Source organism: Paractinoplanes durhamensis (genome assembly GCF_016862175.1).
In the GTDB taxonomy this organism is placed as follows: Bacteria; Actinomycetota; Actinomycetes; order Mycobacteriales; family Micromonosporaceae; genus Actinoplanes; species Actinoplanes durhamensis.
In genome coordinates, this window is the sequence record NZ_BOML01000043.1 from 66,358 (window position 1) to 89,347 (window position 22,990).

General features: G+C 71.6%; 24 protein-coding genes. 16 read left to right on the forward strand and 8 right to left on the reverse strand.

Annotated features, from left to right (window positions below):
- Positions 1-2: 2 nt before the first annotated feature.
- Positions 3-3,668, reverse strand: a complete 3,666-nt coding sequence (locus tag Adu01nite_RS27270; RefSeq protein ID WP_203730642.1) for a DUF4132 domain-containing protein — start codon at positions 3,666-3,668, stop codon at positions 3-5.
- Between the two features lie 146 nt (positions 3,669-3,814).
- Here Adu01nite_RS27270 and Adu01nite_RS27275 point away from each other — a divergent pair, with 146 nt between their 5' ends.
- The 8 genes from Adu01nite_RS27275 (at position 3,815) to Adu01nite_RS27310 (ending at position 12,665) form a co-directional block, all read left to right on the forward strand.
- Positions 3,815-4,777: an MBL fold metallo-hydrolase gene (locus Adu01nite_RS27275; protein WP_203730644.1), complete on the forward strand. Its 963-nt coding sequence runs from the start codon at positions 3,815-3,817 to the stop codon at positions 4,775-4,777.
- Positions 4,774-6,282, forward strand: coding sequence for an FAD-dependent monooxygenase (locus tag Adu01nite_RS27280; protein WP_203730646.1), 1,509 nt, complete (start codon positions 4,774-4,776; stop codon positions 6,280-6,282). Before Adu01nite_RS27275 ends, Adu01nite_RS27280 begins: the two co-directional genes overlap by 4 nt.
- Positions 6,279-7,481 (forward strand): homogentisate 1,2-dioxygenase, encoded by a 1,203-nt coding sequence (locus Adu01nite_RS27285; RefSeq protein WP_203730648.1) that lies wholly within the window; start codon positions 6,279-6,281, stop codon positions 7,479-7,481. The genes Adu01nite_RS27280 and Adu01nite_RS27285 overlap by 4 nt, the downstream gene beginning before the upstream one ends.
- The gene (locus Adu01nite_RS27290) at positions 7,478-8,341 is read left to right on the forward strand and encodes a hypothetical protein (RefSeq protein WP_203730650.1); all 864 of its coding nucleotides are present in this window, start codon (positions 7,478-7,480) and stop codon (positions 8,339-8,341) included. The genes Adu01nite_RS27285 and Adu01nite_RS27290 overlap by 4 nt, the downstream gene beginning before the upstream one ends.
- Positions 8,338-9,450, forward strand: a complete 1,113-nt coding sequence (gene fahA / locus Adu01nite_RS27295) for a fumarylacetoacetase (protein ID WP_203730652.1) — start codon at positions 8,338-8,340, stop codon at positions 9,448-9,450. The genes Adu01nite_RS27290 and fahA overlap by 4 nt, the downstream gene beginning before the upstream one ends.
- Positions 9,447-10,313, forward strand: a complete 867-nt coding sequence (locus tag Adu01nite_RS27300; protein ID WP_203730654.1) for an AraC-like ligand-binding domain-containing protein — start codon at positions 9,447-9,449, stop codon at positions 10,311-10,313. The genes fahA and Adu01nite_RS27300 overlap by 4 nt, the downstream gene beginning before the upstream one ends.
- 66 nt (positions 10,314-10,379) lie before the next feature.
- Positions 10,380-11,294 (forward strand): sulfotransferase, encoded by a 915-nt coding sequence (locus Adu01nite_RS27305; RefSeq protein WP_203730655.1) that lies wholly within the window; start codon positions 10,380-10,382, stop codon positions 11,292-11,294.
- Between the two features lie 18 nt (positions 11,295-11,312).
- On the forward strand, positions 11,313-12,665 hold the full coding sequence (locus Adu01nite_RS27310) for a serine hydrolase domain-containing protein (protein WP_203730657.1): 1,353 nt from the start codon (positions 11,313-11,315) through the stop codon (positions 12,663-12,665).
- Here Adu01nite_RS27310 and Adu01nite_RS27315 read toward each other — a convergent pair.
- Both Adu01nite_RS27315 and Adu01nite_RS27320 read right to left on the reverse strand, forming a co-directional pair.
- Positions 12,593-13,186 (reverse strand): TetR/AcrR family transcriptional regulator, encoded by a 594-nt coding sequence (locus Adu01nite_RS27315; protein WP_203730659.1) that lies wholly within the window; start codon positions 13,184-13,186, stop codon positions 12,593-12,595. The genes Adu01nite_RS27310 and Adu01nite_RS27315 overlap by 73 nt on opposite strands.
- On the reverse strand, positions 13,183-13,869 hold the full coding sequence (locus Adu01nite_RS27320; protein WP_203730660.1) for a DsbA family oxidoreductase: 687 nt from the start codon (positions 13,867-13,869) through the stop codon (positions 13,183-13,185). The genes Adu01nite_RS27315 and Adu01nite_RS27320 overlap by 4 nt, the downstream gene beginning before the upstream one ends.
- Positions 13,870-14,119: 250 nt before the next feature.
- Between Adu01nite_RS27320 and Adu01nite_RS48960 the strand changes: the two genes are divergently transcribed.
- Positions 14,120-14,209 (forward strand): excalibur calcium-binding domain-containing protein, encoded by a 90-nt coding sequence (locus Adu01nite_RS48960; protein ID WP_203730662.1) that lies wholly within the window; start codon positions 14,120-14,122, stop codon positions 14,207-14,209.
- Between the two features lie 4 nt (positions 14,210-14,213).
- Here Adu01nite_RS48960 and Adu01nite_RS27330 read toward each other — a convergent pair whose 3' ends face one another.
- On the reverse strand, positions 14,214-14,882 hold the full coding sequence (locus Adu01nite_RS27330) for a TetR/AcrR family transcriptional regulator (protein ID WP_203730664.1): 669 nt from the start codon (positions 14,880-14,882) through the stop codon (positions 14,214-14,216).
- A 73-nt stretch (positions 14,883-14,955) separates the two neighbouring features.
- Here Adu01nite_RS27330 and Adu01nite_RS27335 point away from each other — a divergent pair, with 73 nt between their 5' ends.
- The 3 genes from Adu01nite_RS27335 to Adu01nite_RS27345 are packed head-to-tail and all read left to right on the forward strand — an operon-like array spanning position 14,956 to position 16,260.
- A complete protein-coding gene (locus Adu01nite_RS27335) occupies positions 14,956-15,411 on the forward strand; it encodes a nitroreductase/quinone reductase family protein (RefSeq protein ID WP_239132734.1) in 456 nt (151 codons plus the stop codon).
- Between the two features lie 35 nt (positions 15,412-15,446).
- The gene (locus Adu01nite_RS27340) at positions 15,447-15,851 is read left to right on the forward strand and encodes a DoxX family protein (protein WP_203730668.1); all 405 of its coding nucleotides are present in this window, start codon (positions 15,447-15,449) and stop codon (positions 15,849-15,851) included.
- Positions 15,852-15,858: 7 nt separating this feature from the next.
- Positions 15,859-16,260 carry an SRPBCC family protein gene (locus Adu01nite_RS27345; protein WP_203730670.1) on the forward strand — a complete coding sequence of 134 codons (402 nt, stop codon included), beginning with the start codon at positions 15,859-15,861 and terminating at the stop codon, positions 16,258-16,260.
- A gap of 49 nt (positions 16,261-16,309) precedes the next feature.
- On the opposite strand, the gene Adu01nite_RS27350 is transcribed toward Adu01nite_RS27345, so the two are convergent.
- The 3 genes from Adu01nite_RS27350 to Adu01nite_RS27360 all read right to left on the reverse strand — a co-directional run bounded on the left by Adu01nite_RS27350 (position 16,310) and on the right by Adu01nite_RS27360 (position 18,396).
- Entirely contained in the window at positions 16,310-16,690 is a 381-nt protein-coding gene (locus Adu01nite_RS27350) for a VOC family protein (RefSeq protein WP_203730672.1), read from the reverse strand.
- A 221-nt stretch (positions 16,691-16,911) separates the two neighbouring features.
- Positions 16,912-17,400, reverse strand: coding sequence for a hypothetical protein (locus tag Adu01nite_RS27355; protein WP_203730674.1), 489 nt, complete (start codon positions 17,398-17,400; stop codon positions 16,912-16,914).
- 168 nt (positions 17,401-17,568) lie between these two features.
- Positions 17,569-18,396 (reverse strand): carbon-nitrogen hydrolase family protein, encoded by an 828-nt coding sequence (locus Adu01nite_RS27360; RefSeq protein ID WP_203730676.1) that lies wholly within the window; start codon positions 18,394-18,396, stop codon positions 17,569-17,571.
- Positions 18,397-18,434: 38 nt separating this feature from the next.
- On the opposite strand from Adu01nite_RS27360, the gene Adu01nite_RS27365 reads away from it, so the two are divergent.
- Both Adu01nite_RS27365 and Adu01nite_RS27370 read left to right on the forward strand, forming a co-directional pair.
- Positions 18,435-19,214 carry a class I SAM-dependent methyltransferase gene (locus Adu01nite_RS27365; protein WP_203730678.1) on the forward strand — a complete coding sequence of 260 codons (780 nt, stop codon included), beginning with the start codon at positions 18,435-18,437 and terminating at the stop codon, positions 19,212-19,214.
- Between the two features lie 210 nt (positions 19,215-19,424).
- Complete coding sequence (locus Adu01nite_RS27370; RefSeq protein ID WP_203730680.1) at positions 19,425-20,132, forward strand: GAP family protein; 708 nt, start codon at positions 19,425-19,427, stop codon at positions 20,130-20,132.
- A gap of 194 nt (positions 20,133-20,326) precedes the next feature.
- Here Adu01nite_RS27370 and Adu01nite_RS27375 read toward each other — a convergent pair whose 3' ends face one another.
- Entirely contained in the window at positions 20,327-21,760 is a 1,434-nt protein-coding gene (locus Adu01nite_RS27375) for an aldehyde dehydrogenase family protein (protein ID WP_203730682.1), read from the reverse strand.
- Between the two features lie 109 nt (positions 21,761-21,869).
- Here Adu01nite_RS27375 and Adu01nite_RS27380 point away from each other — a divergent pair, with 109 nt between their 5' ends.
- Positions 21,870-22,532 carry an IclR family transcriptional regulator gene (locus Adu01nite_RS27380; RefSeq protein ID WP_203730685.1) on the forward strand — a complete coding sequence of 221 codons (663 nt, stop codon included), beginning with the start codon at positions 21,870-21,872 and terminating at the stop codon, positions 22,530-22,532.
- The gene (locus tag Adu01nite_RS27385) at positions 22,532-22,987 is read left to right on the forward strand and encodes a GNAT family N-acetyltransferase (protein ID WP_203730687.1); all 456 of its coding nucleotides are present in this window, start codon (positions 22,532-22,534) and stop codon (positions 22,985-22,987) included. The genes Adu01nite_RS27380 and Adu01nite_RS27385 overlap by 1 nt, the downstream gene beginning before the upstream one ends.
- Positions 22,988-22,990: the final 3 nt, after the last annotated feature.

The following is a 22,990-nucleotide window of genomic DNA, read 5'->3' on the forward strand; positions in this document are numbered from 1 at the left end:
CCTCACGAGGTGATGTCGGTCAGGTCGCGGATGATCTCGGACGCGGCGACCGGGTCGAGCTTGCCGAGCTGGATCTTGCCATGGCTGCCGCGGGACCAGCCGGAGACGCTGCCGTCGTGCAGGATGATCTCGGTGATCTTCTGCTCCGGGAACTCGGTGGGCATGCCGACGATGATGCCGGGGTCGAGCTCGACGGCCAGCTCCACCCGCGGGCCCAGCTCCAGCTCCATGGCGCCCTGCACGCCGCCGTCGAGCGGTTCGGCCCGGCGCCAGCCGCGCCGCTCCAGGCCCAGCAGCTTGGTGGTGGGCAGGGTGATGCCCTCGAAGCGGTGCAGGTGGCTCTCGGTCGCCTCCTGCTCGGTCAGGGCGAACGTCTCCCGGCTCAGCTGCGGGAACGGCTGCAGGATCTCGTAGTCGGCGAACAACTCCGACCAGGTGGGCAGGTCGCCGGCCAGCTGCAGCGGGTGGGCGACGCCGACGAGCGCGTCGTCGGGGACCGTGGTCGCCTCGTCGTCCGCGGTGGTGAACGTGCGGTCCTCGGCGACCCGGATCGCGCCGACCAGCGTGCCGGCCGGGTCGTAGACGCCCCAGACCAGGCGGCGGACGATGTGCCAGACCAGCGGGTGGCCGACGAACAGCTGCCGGAACTCGGTGCCGGACCAGCGGCGGCCGGTGACCATGGCGCGCTCCAGCCGGCGGATCTGGTCGGCGGCAACCGTGCGGACGTCCTTCTTCAGGGCCGCGAACTGCTTGGACGCCGCGTCGCCCAGGGCCGCGTCGTCGCGGGCGCCGGGCTTGGGCAGCGCCTTCAGGTGCTTGCCGGCGGCATCGGTCACATACGGCCTGAGCTGCTCGTCGAAACCCACCACGAACTGGCGGGGGCCGTAGTCGAGGCGCAGGCTGCCGTCGGCGTCGAGGCCGAAGTCGGGCACCAGACGGTCGGCCAGCTGCTCGGCGCTGAGCCCGAGCGCGGCGGCGACCTCGTCCATCTTCTGGTTGGCCGCCGCCTTCAGGCCCTTGAACTTGGCCCGCTGGGCGATGCCGTGCAGGTGCATGAGCGCCACGTCGCTGCCGATCGCGGCCAGCACGTTGACGCCGGTCACGGCCTTGGTGTGGCCGCCCTCGCCGGGCCAGGCCAGGATCAGCGGGGTGAGCCGGCGGACCGTCTCGTCGTCGCCGATCAGGCCGAGCGCGTCGAGCACCCAGCCCTCCTTGGCGCTGGCGCCGGCTGACTGCCAGCGCTGGAACACACCCCAGGCGAACTCGGCCAGGCCGGCCGGTTCGCACGCCTGCTTGACGATCTCGACCCCGCCGTACGGCTCGTCGATCTTGGAGAGGGCCAGGACGGTGAGCAGGTTGGTGACCGCGTCGGCGGGCAGGCAGCCGGCGCCGTCGCGCAGCGGAACCGGGGGCAGCAGGCCGGGGACCGCCCACGGCGGGGTCGCCGGGAGCTTGGCGGGCAGGACGGCCAGCGGGTCGGTGGCGAGCAGCGTGTCGATCGCGGCGGCGGCCACCGGGCCGTACGAGATGCCGGCCGCCCGGACCGCCTCGGTGTGGCCGTTGGTGTGCAGCGCGAACAGGGCACTCTCGGCCTGGCGGCGGGCGGTGCCGGCCTTGCCGAGCGCGGCCGGGACCAGCGCCCGGGCGGCCGTCGCGGGGTGCCGCAGCAGCCACGTGAGGGCGAGCCGGCGGGCGCTCTTGAGCCGGGCCAGCCAGTCGGCCATCTGCACGGCGAGCTCGGGCGTGGAGAACGGCAGCAGGGCCGGGGCGATCTCGGCGGTGCGCTGGGCCAGGTGCAGCATCGGCTTGAGGGCGTCGACCTCGAAGCGGGCCGCGACGACCCGCATCCAGGTGCCGGACTCGTAGGTCTCGTGCGGCCGCCACTGCGCCAGGGCGGGCCGGACGAACATCTCGGGGGCCTGGGTGAAGAACCGGACCGGCTCGTAATAGGACGTGCGGCCGAGCAGGACCCGCTTGGCGATCGACGCCCAGTCGTCCTTGTTGCCGTCGTAGTAGGCGTCGATCCTGGTCTGCGACCAGGTCTCCCGCTCGCCCGGCAGCCACTCGACGGTGGCCGGGTCGTCGCAGGTCAGGTCGGGGATGACGATCGGCTTGGCGGCCTTCGCCCGGTTCTGCCACGGCGGGGCGGCCAGCAGGGCGGGCACGGCGCTCGGGTCGGCGACGATGAGGGAGGCCGCGTTGTCGGCGATCGCGTCGACCCGGGTCGCGGCCTCCGGGGTCAGGGCCGGCCGCACCTCGTCGATCAGGTCGGGGTGCGCGAGGACGTGACCGCGCAGCAGGTCGGCGATGACCCGTTTGCCGGCCGCCTCGGCCAGCAGGCGCAGGGCCCGGGCCGGGAACCGCTCGGCGATCTCGAGGAGGGCGGGCACCACGTATTTGACGTCGGCCCGCTCGATCAGGCCGGCCATCGCCGCCTCGCCCGGGAGCGCGGCGAGCACCGTCAGCACGCGGCGCTGGGCATCGGCGCCCTGGTCCTCGTCGAACCAGTGGAGCAGGGCGGGCGCGGCGGCCGGCCCGACCCCGTCGGCGAGGGTTACCGGCAGGCCGATCTGGCCGGCCGCCGACCAGGTGTTGACCAGCGAGGAGAGCAGGGTGGCCTGGTCGCCGGTGCCGGCCGCGGTGATCAGGGCCATGCCGAGGTAGCCGTCGCTCGCCGCGTCGGCGGCGGCGATGTCCTGCTCGACCCACTCGGTCTGGCCGGGGGCGAGCACCGAGGTGGCGACCCGGGAATAGAGGTGGCCGGAGCGGTAGCGGGTGAGAAGCGTCAGCGCGGCCGCGTAGTCGTCGTCGGGGGCGGTCGCGAGCGCCTGGCGGACCCGCAGCGCGATGGCCAGCGGCACATCGATGTTCCACCCGGCGGAGCGCTCCTCGCCGGGCCGCATCGGGCGGATCTCGAACGTCTGCCGGCCGGGCATGCGATGGCCGCCCTCGACCAGGCGCAGGGTCATCAGCTCGACGGCGGCCTCGATCGCGAACAGCAGGCCCCGGTCGGTGATCCAGAGGTCGGCGAAAGCGGCCGGCTTGCCGTCGTCGCCCCAGTGGCCGAACGAGGCCGCGATTGCGACGGCGGCCGCGCCGATCGGGGGAGCGGTGGTGTCGCCGCCGAGCCAGGCGAGGGCGGGCTGCCGGATGGCCGGGTCGGTGCCGGGTGCCTCGACGATCTCGCGCACCTGGCCGGGGCGCCACTTGATCTCTTCGTCGACGGTTGCGCGGGCCTTGGGGTCGGGGGTGAATGTGCCGAGGCCGGCGCTGCCCCGGCGGGCGTAGCGGTATCGGTACCACCCGGTGGGGACCACGAAGGTGTCCTCATCAGCGGGAGCCGGAGCCGGAGCCGAAGCGGGAGCGGGAGCGGGGATCGGGGCCGGCGGCGCGGCAGCGGGCGCGGGCACCGTGAGAGCCGGCGCGGGCGTGGAAGCGGGGGCGGCCGCCGCTGCGGTGGTGGAACTGACCTCCGCGTACCCCTTGCGAAGTTTTTCGGTGATGAGTTTGTCGGTGTGCACCTGGGCGAGCGACGGGTCGTCGAAGGGTTTGACCTTCGTCTGGCCGCTCGTGCCGACACGGCCCCACCGGACCGTGACCTCGGCGCCGTCGCGCCAGATCTCCCAGAACTTGGCCGAGGTGCCCTCGACGAACTCGAAACTCCGCATGGGCCGAAACGTTAGCGGGGGCGTACGACAAAAAGCCGGGAGTCCGATGTGGACGGACGGCTTGCCTTGTGGGCCGCGAAACAGGCTTGTAACGTCCGGATCGATAAATGAGCTAGTTGTTCGGATATCGAACTAGGGAGCCCGTCATGGCCGCCAAGCCCTTCGCCTCCTCCGCGGACCTGGACGCCAAGGAGCAGACCCTCGAGGTCCTCGCCGACGGCGTCTACGCGCTGACCGCCGAGGGCGACCCCAACGTGGGCGCCATCGAGGGCGAGGATTTCCTGGTCTGCTTCGAGGCCCTCGCCACCCCGGTCGCGGCCCGCCGCTGGCTCGCCAAGCTGCGCGAACACACCGACAAACCGATCCGCTATCTGGTCCTGTCGCACTACCACGCGGTGCGGGTGCTCGGCGCCGCCGCCTTCGGCGCCGACGTCATCGTCAGCACCGAGCAGACCCGCCGGCTCATCGCCGAGCGCGGTAGGCAGGATTGGGAAAGCGAGTACGGACGAATGCCGCGTCTCTTCGAAGAGCCGGCCTCGATCCCCGGCCTGACCTGGCCTTCCTTGACTTTCACCGACAGTTTGACGATCCAGCTCGGGGGGCAGCGCGGCGAGTTGCAGCTGCGCTATGTTGGTCGCGGCCACACCGAGGGCGACCTCGTGGCCTGGCTGCCGCGGTCGGGCATCCTCTTCGCCGGCGACCTGGTCGAGTCGCAGGCGGCGCTCTACACGGGAGACGCTTTCCACTTCGATTGGGCGTCCGGCACGCTCGACAACGTCAAGGCCCTCGGCGCCGAGCAACTCGTCGGTGGTCGCGGCGCGATCGCCCGGGGCCGCGACGAGGTCGACGCCGCGGTCGAGCAGACCCGGGACTTCCTTCTCACCATGCAGCAGACGGTCGGCGACGCCTACAAGCGTGGCGGCACTCTCCGCGAGGCGTTCGCGGCGACGCATGCTGCGCTGGCACCGAAGTACGGGCGGTGGCCGATCTTCGAACACTGCCTGCCGTTCGACGTGCAGCGGCTCTGGGACGAGTTCCACGGCGTCGAGCGGCCGATCATCTGGACCGCCGAGCGGGACCGCCAGGTGTGGGACGAGCTTCAGGGATGAAGCCGGTCCTGGTCCTGGGCGCCGGCCCGGTCGGCCAGACGGCGGCGCTGCTGCTGGCGCGGTGGGGCCTGCCGGTGCTGATGCTCGACGCCCGGGAAAAACGCGACATGGTCGGCAGCAAGGCGATCTGCCAGCAACGGGACGTGCTGGACGTATGGGAGACGGTGGGTGCCGGGGCCGAGATCGCCCGGCGCGGGGTCACCTGGACGACGGCACGCACGTTCCACGGTGACCGGGAGCTGTTCAGCTTCGCGTTCACGGATCGGGGCCGGTCACCCTTCCCGCCGTTCGTGAACATCTCCCAGTGCGAGACCGAGCGAATCCTGGACGAGAAGATCGCCGGGAACCCGCTGATCGAGGTGCGGTGGGCCACCGCGGTCAGCACCATCACACAGGACGACGAGGGGGTGACGGTGAACGGCACGATCGACGGTTCCTACGCCGTCGCCTGCCCGGGCGCGCGCGGTGACCTGATCCGCGACCAGCTCGGGGTGAGCTTCGACGGCGAGAGCTTCGACGACCATTTCCTGATCTGCGACATCCGTACCGACCTGCCCGGCTGGCAACGGGAGCGCCGCTTCTACTTCGACCCGGAGTGGAACCCCGGCCGGCAGGTACTGATCCACCCCTGCCCGGACGACACGTTCCGGATCGACTGGCAGGTCCCGCCCACCTTCGACATCGCCAAGGAGGACCTCGACGGGCGCATCCGCCTGGTCATCGGCGACCGGCCGTACGAGTTGCTCTGGCAGTCCGTCTACCGCTTCCACTCCCGGATCGCCGACCGCATGCGCGTCGGCCGGGTCCTGCTGGCCGGCGACGCCGCCCACCTGGTCTCGCCGTTCGGGGCTCGCGGCCTCAACTCGGGGGTCCTGGACGCCGAGAACGCGGCCTGGAAGATCGCCTTCGTCGCCCACGGCTGGGCGCCGGAGTCGCTGCTGGCGAGCTACCACGACGAGCGGCACGCGGCGGCCGCGGAAAACCTGGCGGTGACCGGCGCGACCATGCGGTTCCTGGTGCCGCCGACCGAGCGCGACGCCCGGCGCCGCCGGGAGATCCTGGCCAAGGCCGCGGTCGACCCGTCCGCGCGCAGCCAGGTCGACTCGGGCCGGCTGGCCGAGCCGTTCTGGTATGTCGACTCGCCCCTGACCACCCCCGACCCGCACCGCCCGTTCCCGGGCCGGCCGGCCCGCGGCGACGTGCCCGTCCCGGCGCCCGGCATCCTGGTCCCGGACTGTCCGATCGGCACCTCGAGGCTGCGCGCGAAAGCCCGCAACGGCATCATGGTGCTGGTCGGGGACGACGCGGAAATGCCCGTTCTGCACAACGAGAAAGTCGAGTCGCACCGGATGAGCGACCCGGAGCTCCGCGAGGCGCTCGGGGCCGAGCCGGGCGAGATCTGGCTGCTGCGCCCCGACGCGCACGTGGCCGCCGTGGTCCGCTCCGCCCACGAGGTGGAGCCGGCCCTGAACCGGATGCTGAACAAACCGGAGGTAAAACAATGACGTTCTACCGGCAGGTCGGAAGCATTCCGCCGAAGCGGCACACCCAGCATCGGCGGCCCGACGGCGGCCTCTACGCCGAGGAGTTGGTCGGCGAGGAGGGCTTCTCCTCGGACTCGTCGCTGGTCTACCACCGGGGGATCCCGTCGGCGCTGGTCGACGCCCGCCCGTGGGAGCTGCCCGACCAGAGCATCGTCGCGAACGCGCCGCTGATCCCGCGCCACCTGAAGCTGCACGACCTGTTCGTCGGCGAGGAGTACAAGGCGGTCGACGCGGTCACCGGCCGCCGCCTGGTGCTGGGCAACGCGGACGTGCGCATCTCCTACGCGGTGTCGGGCCGGCCGTCACCGCTCTACCGGAACGCGGTCGGTGACGAGTGCGTGTTCGTGGAGCGGGGCACGGCGACGGTGGAGACGACGTTCGGCGCCCTCGATGTCGGCCCCGGCGACTACGTGATCATCCCGCGGACGACGACTCATCGCTGGGTCCCGACCGGCGACGAGCCGCTGCGCACCTACGCGATCGAGGCCAACTCGCATATCGCGCCGCCGAAGCGCTACCTGTCCCGCTACGGCCAGTTCCTGGAACACAGCCCGTACTGCGAGCGCGACCTGCGCGGCCCGGCCGAGCCGTTCCTGCAGGACGGAACGGACGTCGAGATCTACGTGAAGCACCGCGGCGACGGCCCCGGCGGCCTCACCGGCACGGTCCACGTCGTCCCCGAGCATCCGTTCGACGTGGTCGGCTGGGACGGCTGCCTCTACCCGTACGCGTTCAACCTCAAGGACTTCGAGCCGATCACCGGCCGCGTGCATCAGCCGCCGCCGGTCCACCAGGTCTTCGAGGGCGCCAACTTCGTCATCTGCAACTTCCTGCCCCGCAAGGTCGACTACCACCCGCTCGCCATCCCGGTGCCCTATTACCACTCGAATGTCGACTCCGACGAGGTCATGTTCTACGTCGACGGCGACTACGAGGCCCGCAAGGGCTCCGGCATCGGCAAGGGCTCGATCTCGCTGCATCCGGGCGGCCACTCGCACGGCCCGCAGCCGGGCGCGGTCGAGCGGTCGCTGGGCGCCGAGTTCTTCGACGAGACCGCGGTCATGGTCGACACGTTCCGCCCGCTCGGCCTCGGCGAGGCGGGCACCGCGTCGGACGACGGCCGGTACGCCTGGTCATGGTCGGGCCGGGGGCCGTCATGATGTTCACCGGCCTGTTCGACGACGCCGCGCTGTTCCCGCCCGGCAACGCACCCCTCGACGAGGCGATCCCGGCTCATCGGTCGCTGCGCGCCCGCTTCGGCGACCTGGTGGGACCTTTCGTCACGCCCGCGTCGAGGCTTCCGCAGCTCCTTGCGTACGCGGTGGAAGACGCACCCCTGGATCTCGCGCTGATCGCCGCCCCCGACGAGCTGGCGTCCGCGCTCCGGGCCGCCGACCGGCCGGGCCTGCGCGTGGCCGCGGTCGAGATCCCGGTGCAGTCGACGGCGCCGGACGCCCGCGACACGGTCAAGATCCTCGACGACGTCCTGCCGCCGGACGTGCCCGCCTACGTGGAGCTCGCCTGGCACGCCCGGCACGTGGTCGAGGTGCTGGCCGGCACCCGGTACCGGGCGAAGCTGCGCACCGGCGGGCTGCGCGCCGACCTCTTCCCGGCGCCGGCCGCGCTGGCCGACGCGATGGCCGCCTGCGCCGCCCGGGACGTCGCGTTCAAGTGCACGGCCGGCCTGCACCACGCGATCCGGCACACCGATCCGGCGACCGGCTTCGAGCACCACGGCTTCCTCAACGTGCTGCTGGCCGCGGCCGCGCTCGGTGACGGCGAGTCGGTCGTGATCGCGGAGGGTCACCTGGAGGCCGATTACGGTCCGGGGATAGCGGCCGCCGTGCGGGCCCTGTCACCGGCCCAGGCGACCGAGGCCCGGCGGCTGTTCACGTCGTTCGGCACGTGCAGCGTCCTCGAACCGATCGCCGACCTGACCGTCCTCGGCCTGCTGCCGGACCCCGCCGAGCCGGACCCCGCCGAGCCGGACCCCACCCACGCCGATCGGAGCGCCGCATGACCGGCTACGGCATCTTCTCGACTCCCGGCACCGCGCCCCGGACCGGCGTGCAGGTGAACGGCCAGATCCTCGACCTGGCCGCGGCCACCGGCGACCCGGTCCACGCCACCGGCAGCCTGAACGCGTTCCTGGCCCAGGGCCCGGCCGGGTGGGCGGCGCTGCGCGAGCGGATCGCCCACCTGGACGGCCCGATGATCTCGCCGGCCGAGGTGACCATGCACCTGCCGGCGGAGATCGCCGACTACGTCGACTTCTACAGCTCCCGCCACCACGCCGAGAACATCGGCCGGATATTCCGCCCCGGGTCGCCGCCGCTCACCCCGAACTGGACGCACCTGCCGATCGGCTACCACGGCCGGGCCGGCACGGTGCGCGTGTCCGGCACCCCCGTCGTACGGCCGAAGGGCCAGCGCAAGCCCCCGGAGGCCGCACCGACGTTCGGGCCTTCGCTCCGCCTCGACATCGAGGCGGAGGTCGGGTTCGTCGTCGGCGTGCCGTCGGCGCTGGGGGAGTCGGTGCCGGTGAGCGCGTTCGCCGAGCACGTGTTCGGGGTGTGCCTGATCAACGACTGGTCGGCGCGGGACCTGCAGGCGTGGGAGTACGTTCCGCTCGGCCCGTTCCTCGGCAAGTCGTTCCTGACCTCGATGTCGCCGTGGATCGTGCCGTTGGCAGATCTCGAGGCGGCCCGGGTGCGGCCGCCGGCCCGGGACGAGCCGTTGCTGCCCTATCTGGACGACGCCGACCATCCGTGGGGCCTGGACCTGGCGATGGAGGTGCGGCTGAACGGCGAGTTGATCAGCACGCCGCCGTTCGCGGGGATGTATTGGTCGGCCGCCCAGCAGCTCGCGCACCTGACGGTCAACGGCGCCGCGCTGCGCACCGGTGACCTGTTCGCCTCGGGCACGGTGTCCGGCCCGGAGCGGGACCAGCGCGGATCGCTGATCGAGCTGTCCTGGAACGGCGCCGACCCGCTGAAGCTGGCCGACGGCAGCACCCGCACCTTCCTGGAGGACGGCGACGTCGTCACGATCAGCGCCACCGCGCCGGGCGCCGGCGGCACCCGCATCTCGTTCGGGGAAGTGACCGGGCGGATCGAGCCGGCGACGTGACCACCGGCCCGCTCGACTGGTTCGAGCACGCGGTGTCGGCGGCGTGCGCGCCGGTGCAGGTGCGCCCGGACGACGGCGTCGCGTTCTCCGGATCGCTGCGCGGGGCCCGGGCCGGCGATCTGATCGTCGCGCATCTGCGCACGTCACCGAGCACGGTCCGGCGCAGCGGCCGGTTGCTGTGCTCGACCGACCCGGAGTTCGTGAAGCTGGCCTGGCAGCGCCGCGGGTCGAGCCGCCTCGAACAGGACGGCCGGCGGTGCGTGGTCGCGGCCGGCAGCGTGGTGGCCTACGAGACGATCCGGCCGTACCTTCTGCACAGCGACGACCCGCGCTGGGAGGCCCTGGTCGTCGCGGTGCCGAGGTCGCGGCTGGGCACGCACCGGCTGCGCACCGCGCTGCCGGTCTCGGTCGGTTCCGGCCCGGGCCGGGCGCTGACCCTGCTGGTCGAGGAGCTGGCCCGGAACACCGGGTCGCCGGCCGCCTCGCACCTGGCCGACGCGGTCGCCTCGACGATGCTCGCGGTCTACGCCGGAGCTCCGGCGTCCCCACCGGCCGATCCGGGCACCCTCGCCGAGCGGGTCCGGACGTTCGCGCTGGCCAACCTGAGCGATCCGGGCCTGTGCGTCGAGTCGGTGGCCGCCGCGCTGGGGGTGTCGGTGCGGCAGGTCCACAAGGCATGCGCGGCCGGGGGTTTCACGATCGCCGCCTGGATCCGCCGGGAGCGCCTGGAACGAATAAGGCGCGACCTGGCCGACCCGGCATTGGCCGGCCGGGGCACCGCCGCCGTCGCCCGCCGGTGGGGCCTGCTCGACGTGAGTCACCTGGCCAGGCAGTTCCGGGCGGTTTTCGGAGCGCCGCCGTGATCTTCAAAGCAGCTGGACAGGTTTCTCCGGGCCAATACCTAACCTTGTTGGTCAACATACTGCGCCATGGTGAAGATCTTGTATATCGCTGGGTGGGGGCGCAGCGGAACCACGATCGTCGACAACATCTTCAACTCCTACAAGAACGTGTTCTCCACCGGAGAGCTGTTCTACCTGTGGCATCGCGGCCTCATGATCGGCCGGCGGTGCGGCTGTGGCATCCCGTTCGCCAAGTGCGCCACCTGGAAGAACGTCCTCGAAACCGCGTTCGGCTCGCGGCGGCCCGACCCGGCGCACGTCGTCGCACTGCAGAAGCAGGCGATCCGGGTACGCCACACCCAGCACCTCACCGACGGCGCGCTCTCCGCCGAGGCCGCCGAATACCTCGACATCTACACCCGGCTCTACCACGCGATCGCCGAGGTGACCGGGGCCGAGCTGATCGTCGACTCGTCGAAGGTGCCGTCCGGGGCCGCGTTGCTCACCCGGATGCCCGGCACCATTCCGTACCTGCTGCACATGGTCCGCGACCCGCGCGCGGTGACCCACTCGTGGATGCGGGCCGCCCCGCCGCCGGAGAAGCGCAACGGCAGCACGATCCTGCAGCGGCCCACCTCCAGCACCATGCACTGGCTGGTCCGCAACGCCATCACCGAACGGCTCGGCCGGGCCTTCCCGGGCCGGCACACCCGGCTGCGCTACGAGGATTTCGCGGCCGAGCCGCAGGCCGCCATCGAGCGGGTGCTGACCATGACCGGGGTGGAACCGGCCGACGGCCCGTTCGTCGACGAGAACACGGTGGTGCTCAAGCCGAACCACACGATCGCCGGCAACCCGAGCCGCTTCCGCAACGGCGAGATCGCCGTCAAGCCGGACAACCGGTGGCGCTCCGAGCAGCACTTCGGCCCGCGCTTCACCTCGACCGCCCTCGCGCTGCCGTTCCTGCACCGCTACGGATATCGGATGAACGCCGGCCGGTGACGGCGGTAGGTTGCCGCCATGTCCGAATTGCTTGCGGAAACCCGGCGCGCGCTGCGCCATCGTCTCGCCACCGGCCAGGTCCAGGGCCGGGCGCCGTCGGTCGTCGCCGCGATCGTGCGCGACGGCGGTCCGGTGTGGCTGGAGAGCTGGGGGAGGGACACCGGCGGCGACGTGCAGTACCGGATCGGCTCGATCAGCAAGACATTCGTGACGGTCCTCGTCCTGCAGTTGCACGCCGAGAGCCTGATCGGGCTGGCCGACCCGCTCGGCGCGCACCTGCCCGGCACCCTCGCCGACGGCGCCCGGATCCGCGACCTGCTCGCGCACACGGCCGGCCTCGTATCGGAGTCCCCCGGACCGTGGTGGGAGCGCACCGAGGGGACGCTGCGCCCGGAGCTGACCGACGTGCTCGGCAGCGCCCCGCGCGAGGATCGCGGTTTCCACTACTCCAACCCCGGGTTCGCGCTGCTCGGCGCCCTGGTGGAGAAGCTGCGCGGCGCGTCGTTCGGCGACGTCCTGCGACAGCGGATCCTCGAGCCGCTCGGGATGAACCGCACGACCTTGCTGCCGGTCGCCCCGCATGCCCTCGGCTGGGCCGTCCACCCCTGGGCCGATGTCCTGCAGCCGGAGCCGCTCACCGACACCGGCCGGATGGCGCCGGCCGGCCAGATCTGGTCGACCGCCGAGGACCTGTCCCGCTACGCCCAGTTCCTGATGCACGGCGACGACCGGGTCCTCGACGCAGAGTCAATTTCCTTGATGCGTACGCCCGCCAGCGCCCCCGACGTGACGAGCTGGCACAGCTCCTACGGCCTCGGCATGGAACTCCGCAACCGCGAGGGCCGGCTGCTCAGCGGCCACACCGGCTCGATGCCCGGCTTCGTCGCCACCGTCTGGACCAGCCCCGGCGACGACGTGGCCGCGGTGGTGCTGGCCAACACCACCGCCGGCCTGCGGGTCGGCAGCCTGGCCGCCGAGTTGCTCGACATCGTCGCCGACCGCGAGCCGCGCATCCCGGCGCCGTGGGAGCCGCTGGAGTCGATCGTGCCGGAACTGCTCGCCCTGGCCGGTCCCTGGTACTGGGGTCCGGCCGCCCACCTGCTCAAGCCGCGGGCGGACGGCTGGCTGGAGCTGACGAGTGTCTCCGGTGCCGTCGAGGGCCGGCTGCGCCCCACCGGCGACGACCAGTGGGTCGGCGTCGGCGGCTACCACGACGGCGAGGACGTGCGGGCGGTCCGCGACGAGGCCGGCGCGGTCACCCACCTCGACTTCGGCACGTTCGTCTACACCCGGCAGCCCTACGACCCGGCGGCGGTGATCCCCGGCGGGGTCCTGAGCCCGTGGAGCACGAAGTCGAGCCTGCGCCGGTAGTCGGCCCGGGTCTGCTTCGTGCAGGCCCGGACGATCACCCCGCGTTCGAGGATCAGGCAGGTCAGATCCTCGGGCGTGAGGTCGGGGCGGACCACGCCGGCCGCCTGCGCGTCGTCGAGGAGCCGGCGGCCGAACTTGGCCGCCCGGTCGCACAGCGTGGTCAGCGGCTCCGACTCGGGGAGCATCCGGACCAGCACGTCGTTGGCGGCCGGCTCGTCGAACTGGAGCAGCCACGTGCGCAGCAACCACTCCTCGAAGCGGACCAGCGGCCCGTCGAGCGCCTCGACCGCTTCGATGATCTCCCGCACCTGCTCGGCGACGAGTTCCTCCACCACCGCGTCGATCAGCCCGCGGCGGCTGCCGAAACGGTGATAGATCGTGCCCTTGCTGACCCCGGCGACCCGGGCCACCTCGTCGAGCGGGGTGGCCAGGCCGCCGGTGCGGAAGACGTCGAGGGCAGCCCGGCGGATGCCCTCGACGTTGCGTTGCGCGTCGGCCCGAAGCCGCTGCTCAGCGGTCATGTTGACTGGGTCGCCCGGTCCTGCCACGTGATGTCGAGCGCCTTGCGGAACATCTCGGCCGGCTGCGCGCCGGAGACGGCCCGCTTGTTGTCGAAGACGAAGAACGGCACCCCGCTGATCCCGAGCTGGCGGGCCTGCGCCAGGTCGGCGCGGATGTCCTGCTCGTACGCCTGGGTCTCCAGGGCCTTGACCGCGTCGGCCCGGTCGAGCCCGAGCTCCACGGCCAGGTCGGCGAGAACCGCGTGGTCGGCGAGGTTGAGCCCCTCGGTGAACTCGGCCTTGAACAGCCGGTCGACCATCGGCAGCTCCTGGCCGTGCGCCTTGGCCAGGTGGATCATCCGGTGCGCGTCCAGGGTGTTGACCATGAGGGTGGTCTCGAACCGGTAGTCCAGGCCGGCCTGGGCGCCGCGCGCGGACAGCTGCGCGTGCGAGGCCTCGAACTGCGACTTCGGCATCCCGTACTGCTTGGTCAGGTAGTCGTCGGCGAGGATCGCGTCGCCCACCGCGAAGCCCGGGTTGAGCTGGAAGCTGTGGTAGCGGATCTGGACCGCGGAGCCGTGCGGGAACCGCTCGACGGCCTCTTCGAGGATGGCGTGGCCGAGGTAGCAGAACGGGCAGACGACGTCGCTCCAGACGTCCACCACGATCGGCTCGGCGGCGTGCCCGAAAACGCTGGCACTCATCAGTTGCACCATCCATCCGGTGTGCAGGTGCCGGCGTCCTCGACCGGCTCCAAAAGGATCAAAGGGGGCGGCTCGACAGCCTCGGGTTCTTCCTCGACGACCACCGGCTCGGCATTACTTGACTGCATCGTCAAGAAGCTACCAGCAACTTGACCATGCCGCCAAGATCGCCCCCTTCGGCTGATCGTCGCTCATTCCGCCTGGCCGGACCCGGCCGGGCGGGACCGACAAGGTCAAGAGCGGCAAGCCGGTGACCGGCTTCACCGTCTACCTGGCGGCCTACCAGAAGAACACCCACCTGGACCGGGACAAGGACGGCGTGGCCTGCGAGAAGAAGTAGCGCCTCAGCCGCGCCTTCTCGCCAGGCCCTCCAGGAGCAGGTCGAGGGCGAACGCGAACTCGGTCTCGTCGTCGCAGCCGCTCAGCTCTCCGCTGTGCGCGACGGCGGCGGCCAGCTCGGCCACATGCGGCAGCGCGGCGAACACCTCGGGCGGGGGTGGGTCGGCGCCGGGGGCGTCGTCGAAAAGGTCCTGGCTGAAGCCGAGGATGCGGCTTCCGAGCAGGTGGATCGCGTGGTGGCAGAGATCCACCGAGCAGCCGCCGGCGCGCATGATCGCCAGCACCCGCTCGATGTGCAGCAGCACCGCCGGGGTGGGCGTGTCCCGTTCCTCGATCACCCGGGCCGCCCACGGGTGCCGCAGCATCGTGCGCCGGGCCTGCATGATCAGTGCCCGTAGACGGTCGGTCCAGGCTCCGGCCTCATCGCCGTTCTGATCGTCGGCGGCGATCTCGGCGGTCACCGCGTCGGCCATCGCGGCGAGAAGCGTTTCCTTGTCGCGTACGTGGTAGTAGAGCGACATCGCGTCCACGCCCAGGTGCTGGGCGAGCCGCCGCATGCTGAAGCCGGCCAGCCCGTCGCGGTCGGCCAGCTCGACGGCGGCGGCCACGATCCCCTCTCGGCTGAGCCGGCTGTTGGCGCGGGTCGGGGTGCGTTCGTCGGAGCGTCGGGCCACGGCGGAATCCTACTTGCTGCCCTACGCCGTAGGGTCTACTCTACGGCGTAGACCTACACCGTAGGAGGCCATGATGCCCAAGCTCCCGCCCCGATGGTTCATCCGCAGCGCCTGGCGCGCCCACCGCACCCTGCTCCGTGTCACCGCCGACCGGGTCGGCCTGTCCGCCCCCACGCCCGGCGGCAAATTCGGCATGCTCCGGCTGACCACCACCGGCCGGCGATCCGGGCGCCCGCGGGGCGTCGTCCTCGGCTACCTGGAGGACGGCGACCGCCTGGTCACCCTGGCCATGAACGGCTGGGACCGGGCCGACCCCGCCTGGTGGCTCAACCTGCAAGCCGACCCGCACGCCGGCGTCGACCTGGTCACCGGCTCGCACCCGGTGACCGCGCGCGAGGCCACCGGCGAGGAGCGGGAGCGCCTCTGGTCGGCCCTGCTCAACTGCACCGGCTACGGCGACCTGGCGGGCTTCGCCGCCCAGCGCGGCCGGGAAACCGCCGTCGTCGTCCTCGATCCGGTGGCCGGATGAGGGTTGGCGGCGGCGAAACTGGAGATCGTAGGGGCATGAGCCGATCCTCCGGAGCCGTCCTGCGCGGGCTGGGCCAGGCCGCGCTCGGCGCTGTCCTGCTCACCGCCGGCAGCGGCCACCTGACCACCAAACGGCAGGAGTTCCAGGCGCAGGTGCCGTCCTGGTTCCCGGTCGACCCCGACCGGGTGGTGCTGGTGTCCGGGTTCGCCGAGCTGGCGCTGGGCGCGGCACTGCTGACGACCTGGCGGCAACCGGCCCGCCGCCTGCTGGGTACGGCCGTGGCCGGCTTCTTCGTCGGCGTGTTCCCCGGCAACATCGCCCAGTTCGTCGAGCGCAAGGACGGCTTCGGCCTCGACACCGACGGAAAGCGCGCCCTGCGCCTGCTCGGCCAGCCGGCCTTGGTGGCCTGGGCGCTGGCCGCGACGCGCGCTCTGAAATGATCGGTGGGTGGCTACGGTTCGCGCCGAGGCGCTCATCAATCTGCCCGCCGCGGACGTCTGGGCTGCCATCGCGGACGTCGGTGCTGTCCACGAACGACTGCTGCCGGGCCGGGTGGCCTCCGCGAGCATCGACGGTGACATCCGCATCCTGACGATGCCCGACGGCTCCGAGATCCGCGAGCTCATCATTTCCATCGACAACGAAGAACAGCGTCTTGCGTACGCGGTGGTCGGCGGCCAGAAGCTGCCGCTGACCTACCACCATGCGACGTTTCAGGTCTTCGCCGAGGGTCAGGGCAGCCGGCTGGTCTGGCTGACCGACGTCCTGCCGCACGACATGGCACCCGCGGTGCGGGCCCGCACCGAGCGCGGCATCGTCGAGCTGAAGGCGACTCTCGAAGCCGCCTGACCATCGCCGCCCAGCCGGTCGGTGCGACCGGTGTCCCAGGCTCGCCGGTCTACTCCCAGGTTTTGGCGTTGCGGGCGAAGACCTCCGGGTCGCTGTGCAGCGGAATCACGCACAGGATGTGCCCGCCGGGAACGCGCAGGATCCGGCACCCCAGCCAGCGGTTGATCTCCACCGCTCCCAGCCCGAGCAGCCGGGCGGTCTCGGCGTCGACGTCGTCGGTCTCGATGTCCATGTGATAGCGGGCCTCGTCGTCGACCGCCTGCACGGCCACGGTCAGCCCGGCCAGGATGCCCGGCAGCGAGGTGAACTGCTCCTCGTCCGGGACCGGGGTGGCGGGCACGCCGAGCGCCGCCGACCAGAAGGCGGCGGCCTTGGCGGCCTCGCCGGTCGGCGCGTCGATCAGCAGGGTGGACAACCGGCTCCGATGCATCCGAACAGGTTACGGCGGCCGGGCGGTCCCGGGCAGCCCCGGAGAGGTAGGCCCGGGTCCGGTGGCGACTATTCAGGGTGCCGGTCGTGCACCACGCGTGCGTCCGCCCCGTGAGCCGCCTCGTACTTCCACCGGTTCGGCCGTCGGGCCTCGGGCGCCCCGGAGCGCCTGTTGTCGGGACGGACTGAGTCTCGCAGTTGCTCGGGCGGCGCGACAGCGAGTTATCGGCGGCTCCAGATCATGGTGCCGATGGGGCGTGGGCGGGTGTCGGTCCAGGCGTGGAACTGGCGGACGGCCAGGTCGTCGGAGCGCCACCATCGGTCGCACGGGCCGGATGCCTCGGGGACGGGAGACAACGGAGCGAGGAGTTCGGTCAGCTGGTCGTCGTCGGGCCGGGTGGGCACCCAAGTTTCCAGCGACGACGGCGTCACCGGGTCCCAGCCGGCCAGCTCGTCCATCAGTGCGTGGCTTTCGATCAGGTGGTCGAACGATGTCCACACCTCCAGAAACGGTCCGCCGGCTCGCACCCCGACCCGGCCGTCGGTGTGCGCCAGATAGAACACCGGGGACGACACAAGCTCGCCGTACCAGTCGAACGACCATCCGCGGCGCTCGGCGTGGACCGCTTCGAGCAGGTCGAACCGCCAGCGGCGTACGCTGTCCAGCCGTTGATCTCTGATTCGGACGCTGCGGCGTACGTCGTAATTCAAGCCGCCGAAACGGGCCGTGAAGCCTTCACGCCGTACGGCGAAATCGGTTGCCTGATCCCGCAGGGATGACTGAGGCGCCGCAGGCGGCTCCACCCACGCTCGGCGTAGGAAAGCCTGGGCCCTCGGGGAAAGTCCGTGCGGGTCGTCGAGGACGTGCATGTGGGTTTCCTAGATGCGGGTGCGGTCGGTGCTGCGCGGGTCGTCGACCTGGCGGGTGCGGTAGATGTCGCCCCTGTTGGCCTCGGCTCGCCATGGACGGGCCAGGTCGATCGGGATGTGGAACTCGGGGGCGGTGCGGTCCAGGGTGACGATGGCCAGCTCGTTCCCGGCGGTGATGGTGGCCGGCTCGCTGCCGTCGGGGCCGAAGATCGTCGAGGGCATCAAGCCGGCGCTCTGGTGGGGGACGGACAGGCTCAGCCAATAGTTGTGGATCGCGGCCAGGGCCTGGGCCTTGCGGTAGAAGATCTTGTCGACCGGCCAGGCCGAGAGCAGCACGCAGTCCACGCCGAGGCGGTCGTACTCGGCGAACAGCTGCGGGAAATTCACCTCGATGCAGATCAGGCAGCCGAATTTGTAGCCGTCCACCTCGAAGACGATCGGCTCGAAACCGGGGCTGTAGAAGCGGGTGATCTCGGTGTTCGAGCAGAAGCGCTTGTCGTAGCGGGTGACGATCTCGCCGCGGTCGGAGATCACGTAGAGGCTGTTGTGCGGGCGGTGCGGCGGGGTCAGCGGGTGCGCGGAGCCGATCACCACCCACATGCCGAGCTCGGTGGCCAGGTCGGCGGTCGCCGCCAGCTCGCCGCGGACGGTGGTCCAGTCGACGTCGGCCCAGTCGGCGACCTGCTCCTTCGCATACCCCGACAGGAAGCCCTCGGGGAGGTGGATCAGGCGGACGCCGGCCGTCGCGGCCTGGCGCATCAGCTCGCGAGCGGTGCGGCCGTTGTGCCGGGGGTCGGTGCTTCCGGCCGGCTGGGTGGTGGCGATCCGCAGCGACATCGCGGAATCCTGTCACACCCCTTTGGAAGGATGGGGGCATGACAAATCTCGGGCAGGTCTTCAACGAGGTGCCGGAGCTGTATGACCGGGTCCGGCCCGGTTATCCGCCCGAGCTGTTCGCCGACCTCGCCGACCTCGACGGTCTGGGCCCGGGGTCGTCGGTGCTGGAGGTGGGCGCCGGCACCGGGCACGCGACCGTGCCGTTGGCCGCGCTCGGCTGCACGGTGACCGCGCTCGAGCCGGGTGCCGAGATGGCGGCGATCGCCCGCCGGAAGCTGGGAAACTATCCGAATGTCACCGTGCGGACGACCTCGTTCGAGGAGTGGGACGATCGCGGCGCCCGCTTCGACGCGGTGGTGGCCGCGTCGTCGTGGCATTGGATCGATCCGGCGACGGGCTGGCAGCGGGCCCACGACGTGCTGAAACCCGGCGGCCGGCTGGCCGTGCTGGGCAACGTCGTCCACCGCCGGGAGGACGAGCCCGAGATGTACGCGGAGACCGCCGACCTGCACGAGCGGTTCGCCCCGGGCGACCCCGACTGGGGGCATCCGCCGCTGGAGGATGAGGTGCGCGCGGAGGGCTTCGACTGGAGTTCGCTGTTCTCGCCGGCCGAGACCAGGTGGTACCCGACCGTTCAATGGTTGGACGGCAACGGCTTCGCCGACCTTTTGCGGACGAATTCGCCGTACCGGAAATTGGACCCGGCCGTGCGGGAGCCGTTGCTCGACGCCATCGCCGAGCGGATCCGTTCCCGCATGGGCGACCGGGCGGCGCGCCGCTACCTGAGCGTCGCCCGGGTCGGCACGATTCGGTCGTAGCGGGGGAAGGGCAGGTCACAGCGGCCCGTCGCTGCGGTCGGCGCTGGTCTACTACCACCACACCGAGCTGCTGGCCCACGTGTTCTTCCAGGAGCTGGGCATTCCGTATCCCGACGGCCACGACATCGCCGACGAATCGCTCGGTTCCTACTACGACTGAACGGCCGCGCGGGGGCGTCGCCGGCGGCGGTCGGTCCCTATTCTGGGGCGGTGGATGCCGTCCTGCTGTTGTCGCTCGCCGGGCTGGCGCTCGTCGACAGCACCAGCATCGGGACGCTGTTCATCCCGGTCTGGCTGCTGCTGACGCCGGGCGGGATTCGCGCCACACGGCTGCTCGGCTATCTCGGCACGATCGCCGGTTTCTACTTCGTGGCCGGCCTGCTGCTGGTCGTGGGCGGCAGCCGGGTCGCGGCCGCCGCCGGCGGGCTCGGGGACAGCCGGCCTCTGCTGATCGCCCAGCTCGTGGTCGGGCTGGCGCTGTTCGCGCTGAGCTTCTGGGTGGAGAAACGCAAGGCCGCCGCGGCCGCCGCCGTCGCGCGCTGGCGCGATCGGGCCGTCGGCGGTGCGTCCGGGTCGGGGGCGCTGACCGGGCTCGCTCTGCTCGCGGCGCTGGCCGAGGTGGCCACGATGCTGCCCTACCTGGGGGCGATCGGCATGATGGCGACGGCCGGGCTGCCGGGCTGGTCGACGGCGGTGCTGCTGGCCGGCTACTGCGTGGTGATGATCCTGCCGGCGCTGGCGCTGTTCCTGCTGCGCGTCTCCGGTCCGGCCTGGGTGGAGAGGGTGCTGCAGCGGCTGAACGCCTGGATCATGGCCCGGAGCAGCGGAATGCTGAGCTGGGTGCTGGGCATAGCCGGCTTCCTGGTGGCCCGCGACGCCGCCGCCCGCCTGTGGTTCCCCCAACTGATGGGCGGTTAGCGGACGTACCGATCATGGGGTGGGTGCGGAATACTCCAAGTCTGGGCGGTCACCGGTCGGCAACCCGCTTCGTTCGTTTTTGCCACTTACGCAGAAAGAAGGGCCAGGGCCAGCTCTGCTGGGCCCCGGCCCGGCCTCGGCGTGAGCGACGGTCTGGGCCATGCAACCAGCTACGACATCCTGAAGTTGATCTTTTAAAGGGCCGTCCAGATGCTCTTGACCTCGGTGAAGGCCTCGATCGCGTCGAAGCCGTTCTCGCGGCCCAAGCCGGAGGCCTTCATGCCGCCCCAGGCGGCGGCGGGGTCGAGCAGCGGCGGCATGTTGATGTAGACCGAGCCGGCTCGGATGCGGCGGGCTATGCGGTTGGCGGTGCGGATGTTCGTTGACCAGATCACCGCGGCCAGGCCGTAGTCGGTGTCGTTGGCCCTCGCCACCAGGTTGAGCTCGTCCTCGTCCTCGTAGGGGATCACGGAGAGTACGGGGCCGAAGATCTCCTCCCGGGCTATGCGCATGCTGTCGGTTACGCCCGCGAACACCGTGGGCTGGTAGAAGTAGCCGTCGCCGTCTGCTCGGTGTCCGCCGGTGACCAACGTGGCTCCCTCCGCCTCGCCCAGGCGGACGTAGCTGTCCACCCGCTCCGCCTGTTCGGCCGAGACCAGCGGGCCCAGCTGGGTCTTCGGGTCCAGGCCGTGGCCCAGGACCTGGGCGGCGGCGCCTGCGGCCAGCTTCTCGGTGAACTCGTCGGCCTTCCGGCGAGCCACGTAGAAGCGGGTGTACGCGGCGCAGACCTGACCGGAATTGAGCAGGCCGCCCATCAGGTTGCCGGCTACCGCTGCGTCGATGTCGGCGTCGGCCGTGATCACGCTGGGTGCCTTGCCGCCCAACTCCAGCGAGACACGCTTCAGGGACCGGCCGGCGGTGGCGGCGATCTCCCGGCCCACCTCCGTGGAACCGGTGAAGCTGATCTTCGCCACGCCGGGGTGCTCGACCAGGGCCCGGCCCACCGACGGGCCGCCGGTGACCACGTTGACCACGCCGGGCGGGAGACCCGCCTCGCGGCACAGCTCGGCCAGGCGGATCGTGGACAGCGACGTCTGCTCGGCCGGCTTGATGACCACCGTGTTGCCGGTGGCCAGAGCGGGAGCCAGCTTGAACGCCAGCAGCATGATCGGGAAGTTCCACGGGGTGATCAGGGCGCAGACGCCGAGCGGCTCGCGGCGGGTGCGGTAGTCGATGTCGGGGATGGAGACGTCGACGGTGATGCCGGTGAGTTTTGTCGCCCAACCCGCGTGGTAGCGGAACTGGTTGATCACCATCGGGATGGCGAAGCCGGCGCTGATCGGCAGCGGCTGGCCCTGATCCGTCGTCTCCAGGCGGGCCAGCTCGTCGGCGTGCTGTTCGACCAGGTCGGCCACCCGCAGCAGCAGCCGCGCGCGTTCGGCCGGGACGATCGCGGCCCAGTCGTCGAAGGCTTCCGCCGCGGCGTGCACGGCGGCGTCCACGTCGGCGGGGCCGGCGCTGATCAGCTCGGCGATCACCTTGCCGGTGGCGGGGTCGTGGGAGGGGAAGGTGGCCCGGTCGCCGGCCTCGATCCAGTCGGCGCCGATGAGCATCTGAGTCCGTGGCATCTGCCCAGTGGACGGTGTCGTCCCGGGTTTCGGCAGCCATCGCGTGCACGCTGGGGCGCCAATTCGTGCACGGTGCCGGCGGGGCGGACCGGATCAGTACGCTGGACGCATGCCGGAACTGCCGCAGTCGCAGACGCTGCACCGCGGGATCCGCATTCTCGAACTCCTCGCGGCGGCCGGTTCGCCGCAGACGATCGCCGAGGTCGGGGCGGGGCTCGGGGTGCATCGGTCGATCACCTACCGGCTGCTGCGCACGCTCGAGGACCATCGGCTGGTCGAGCGGGACGCGGGCGGGCGCTATTGGCTCGGGCTCGGGTTGACCGGGCTGGCCCGCGGGGTGCGCAACGATCTGCAGGCGGCGGCCGGGCCGCGGCTCAACGCCCTCGCCGGTGAGCTCGGGATGACCGCCTTCCTGGTGGTCCGGGCGGGGGACGAGGCGGTGACCGTGGTCAGCGTGGAACCGCAGGACACGGCCGCCCATGTCACCTATCGGCCGGGCACCCGGCATCCGGTGGACCGCGGGGCGCCGGGGGTGGCGATGCTCATCCCGGAAGCGCCCGCGGCGTCGGACCGGCCGGAGCTGGTGGCGGCCCGGGAGACGGGGTGGGCGGTGTCGTTCGGCGAGGTGCTTCCGGGGCTGCGGTCGGTTGCCGCGCCGGTTGTCGGGGCGCGGGCGGCGATCGCGGTGGTCTACGTCGACGAGAGCGCGGACGTGGAGCGGATCGGGCGGGCGCTGGTCGATGCGGCGGCGAAGATCGCGGCCGGGATCTGATGCGATTGGCGCTGGCCGCGGATGTGGCCGCTGTCCGGGAGCTCGTTCGGGCGGCCTTCCTGGTCTATGTGCCGCGGATCGGGCGGGAGCCGGCGCCGATGGGGGTGGATTACGCCGCTGTCGTGGGGGAGGGGCGCTGCTGGGTCGACGTCGGGGATGACGGGCGGATCGTCGGGATGATCCAGTGCGCTGTCGCCGACGGGTTTCTCGAGGTGGAGACGGTTGCGGTGGCGCCGGAGGCACACGGGCGCGGCGTCGGGTCGCGCCTGCTGGCGTTTGCCGAGGAGCGGGCGCGGGAGTTGGGGCTGCCGGAGGTCAGGCTGTGCACCAACGAGGCCATGACGGAGAACATCGCGTATTACCCGCGGCGCGGATTTCGCGAGGTGGGGCGGACGACGCAGCACGGATACCGCCGGGTCTTCTTCGCCAAAGGTATTGTCGGGCCGGACGGTTGACGA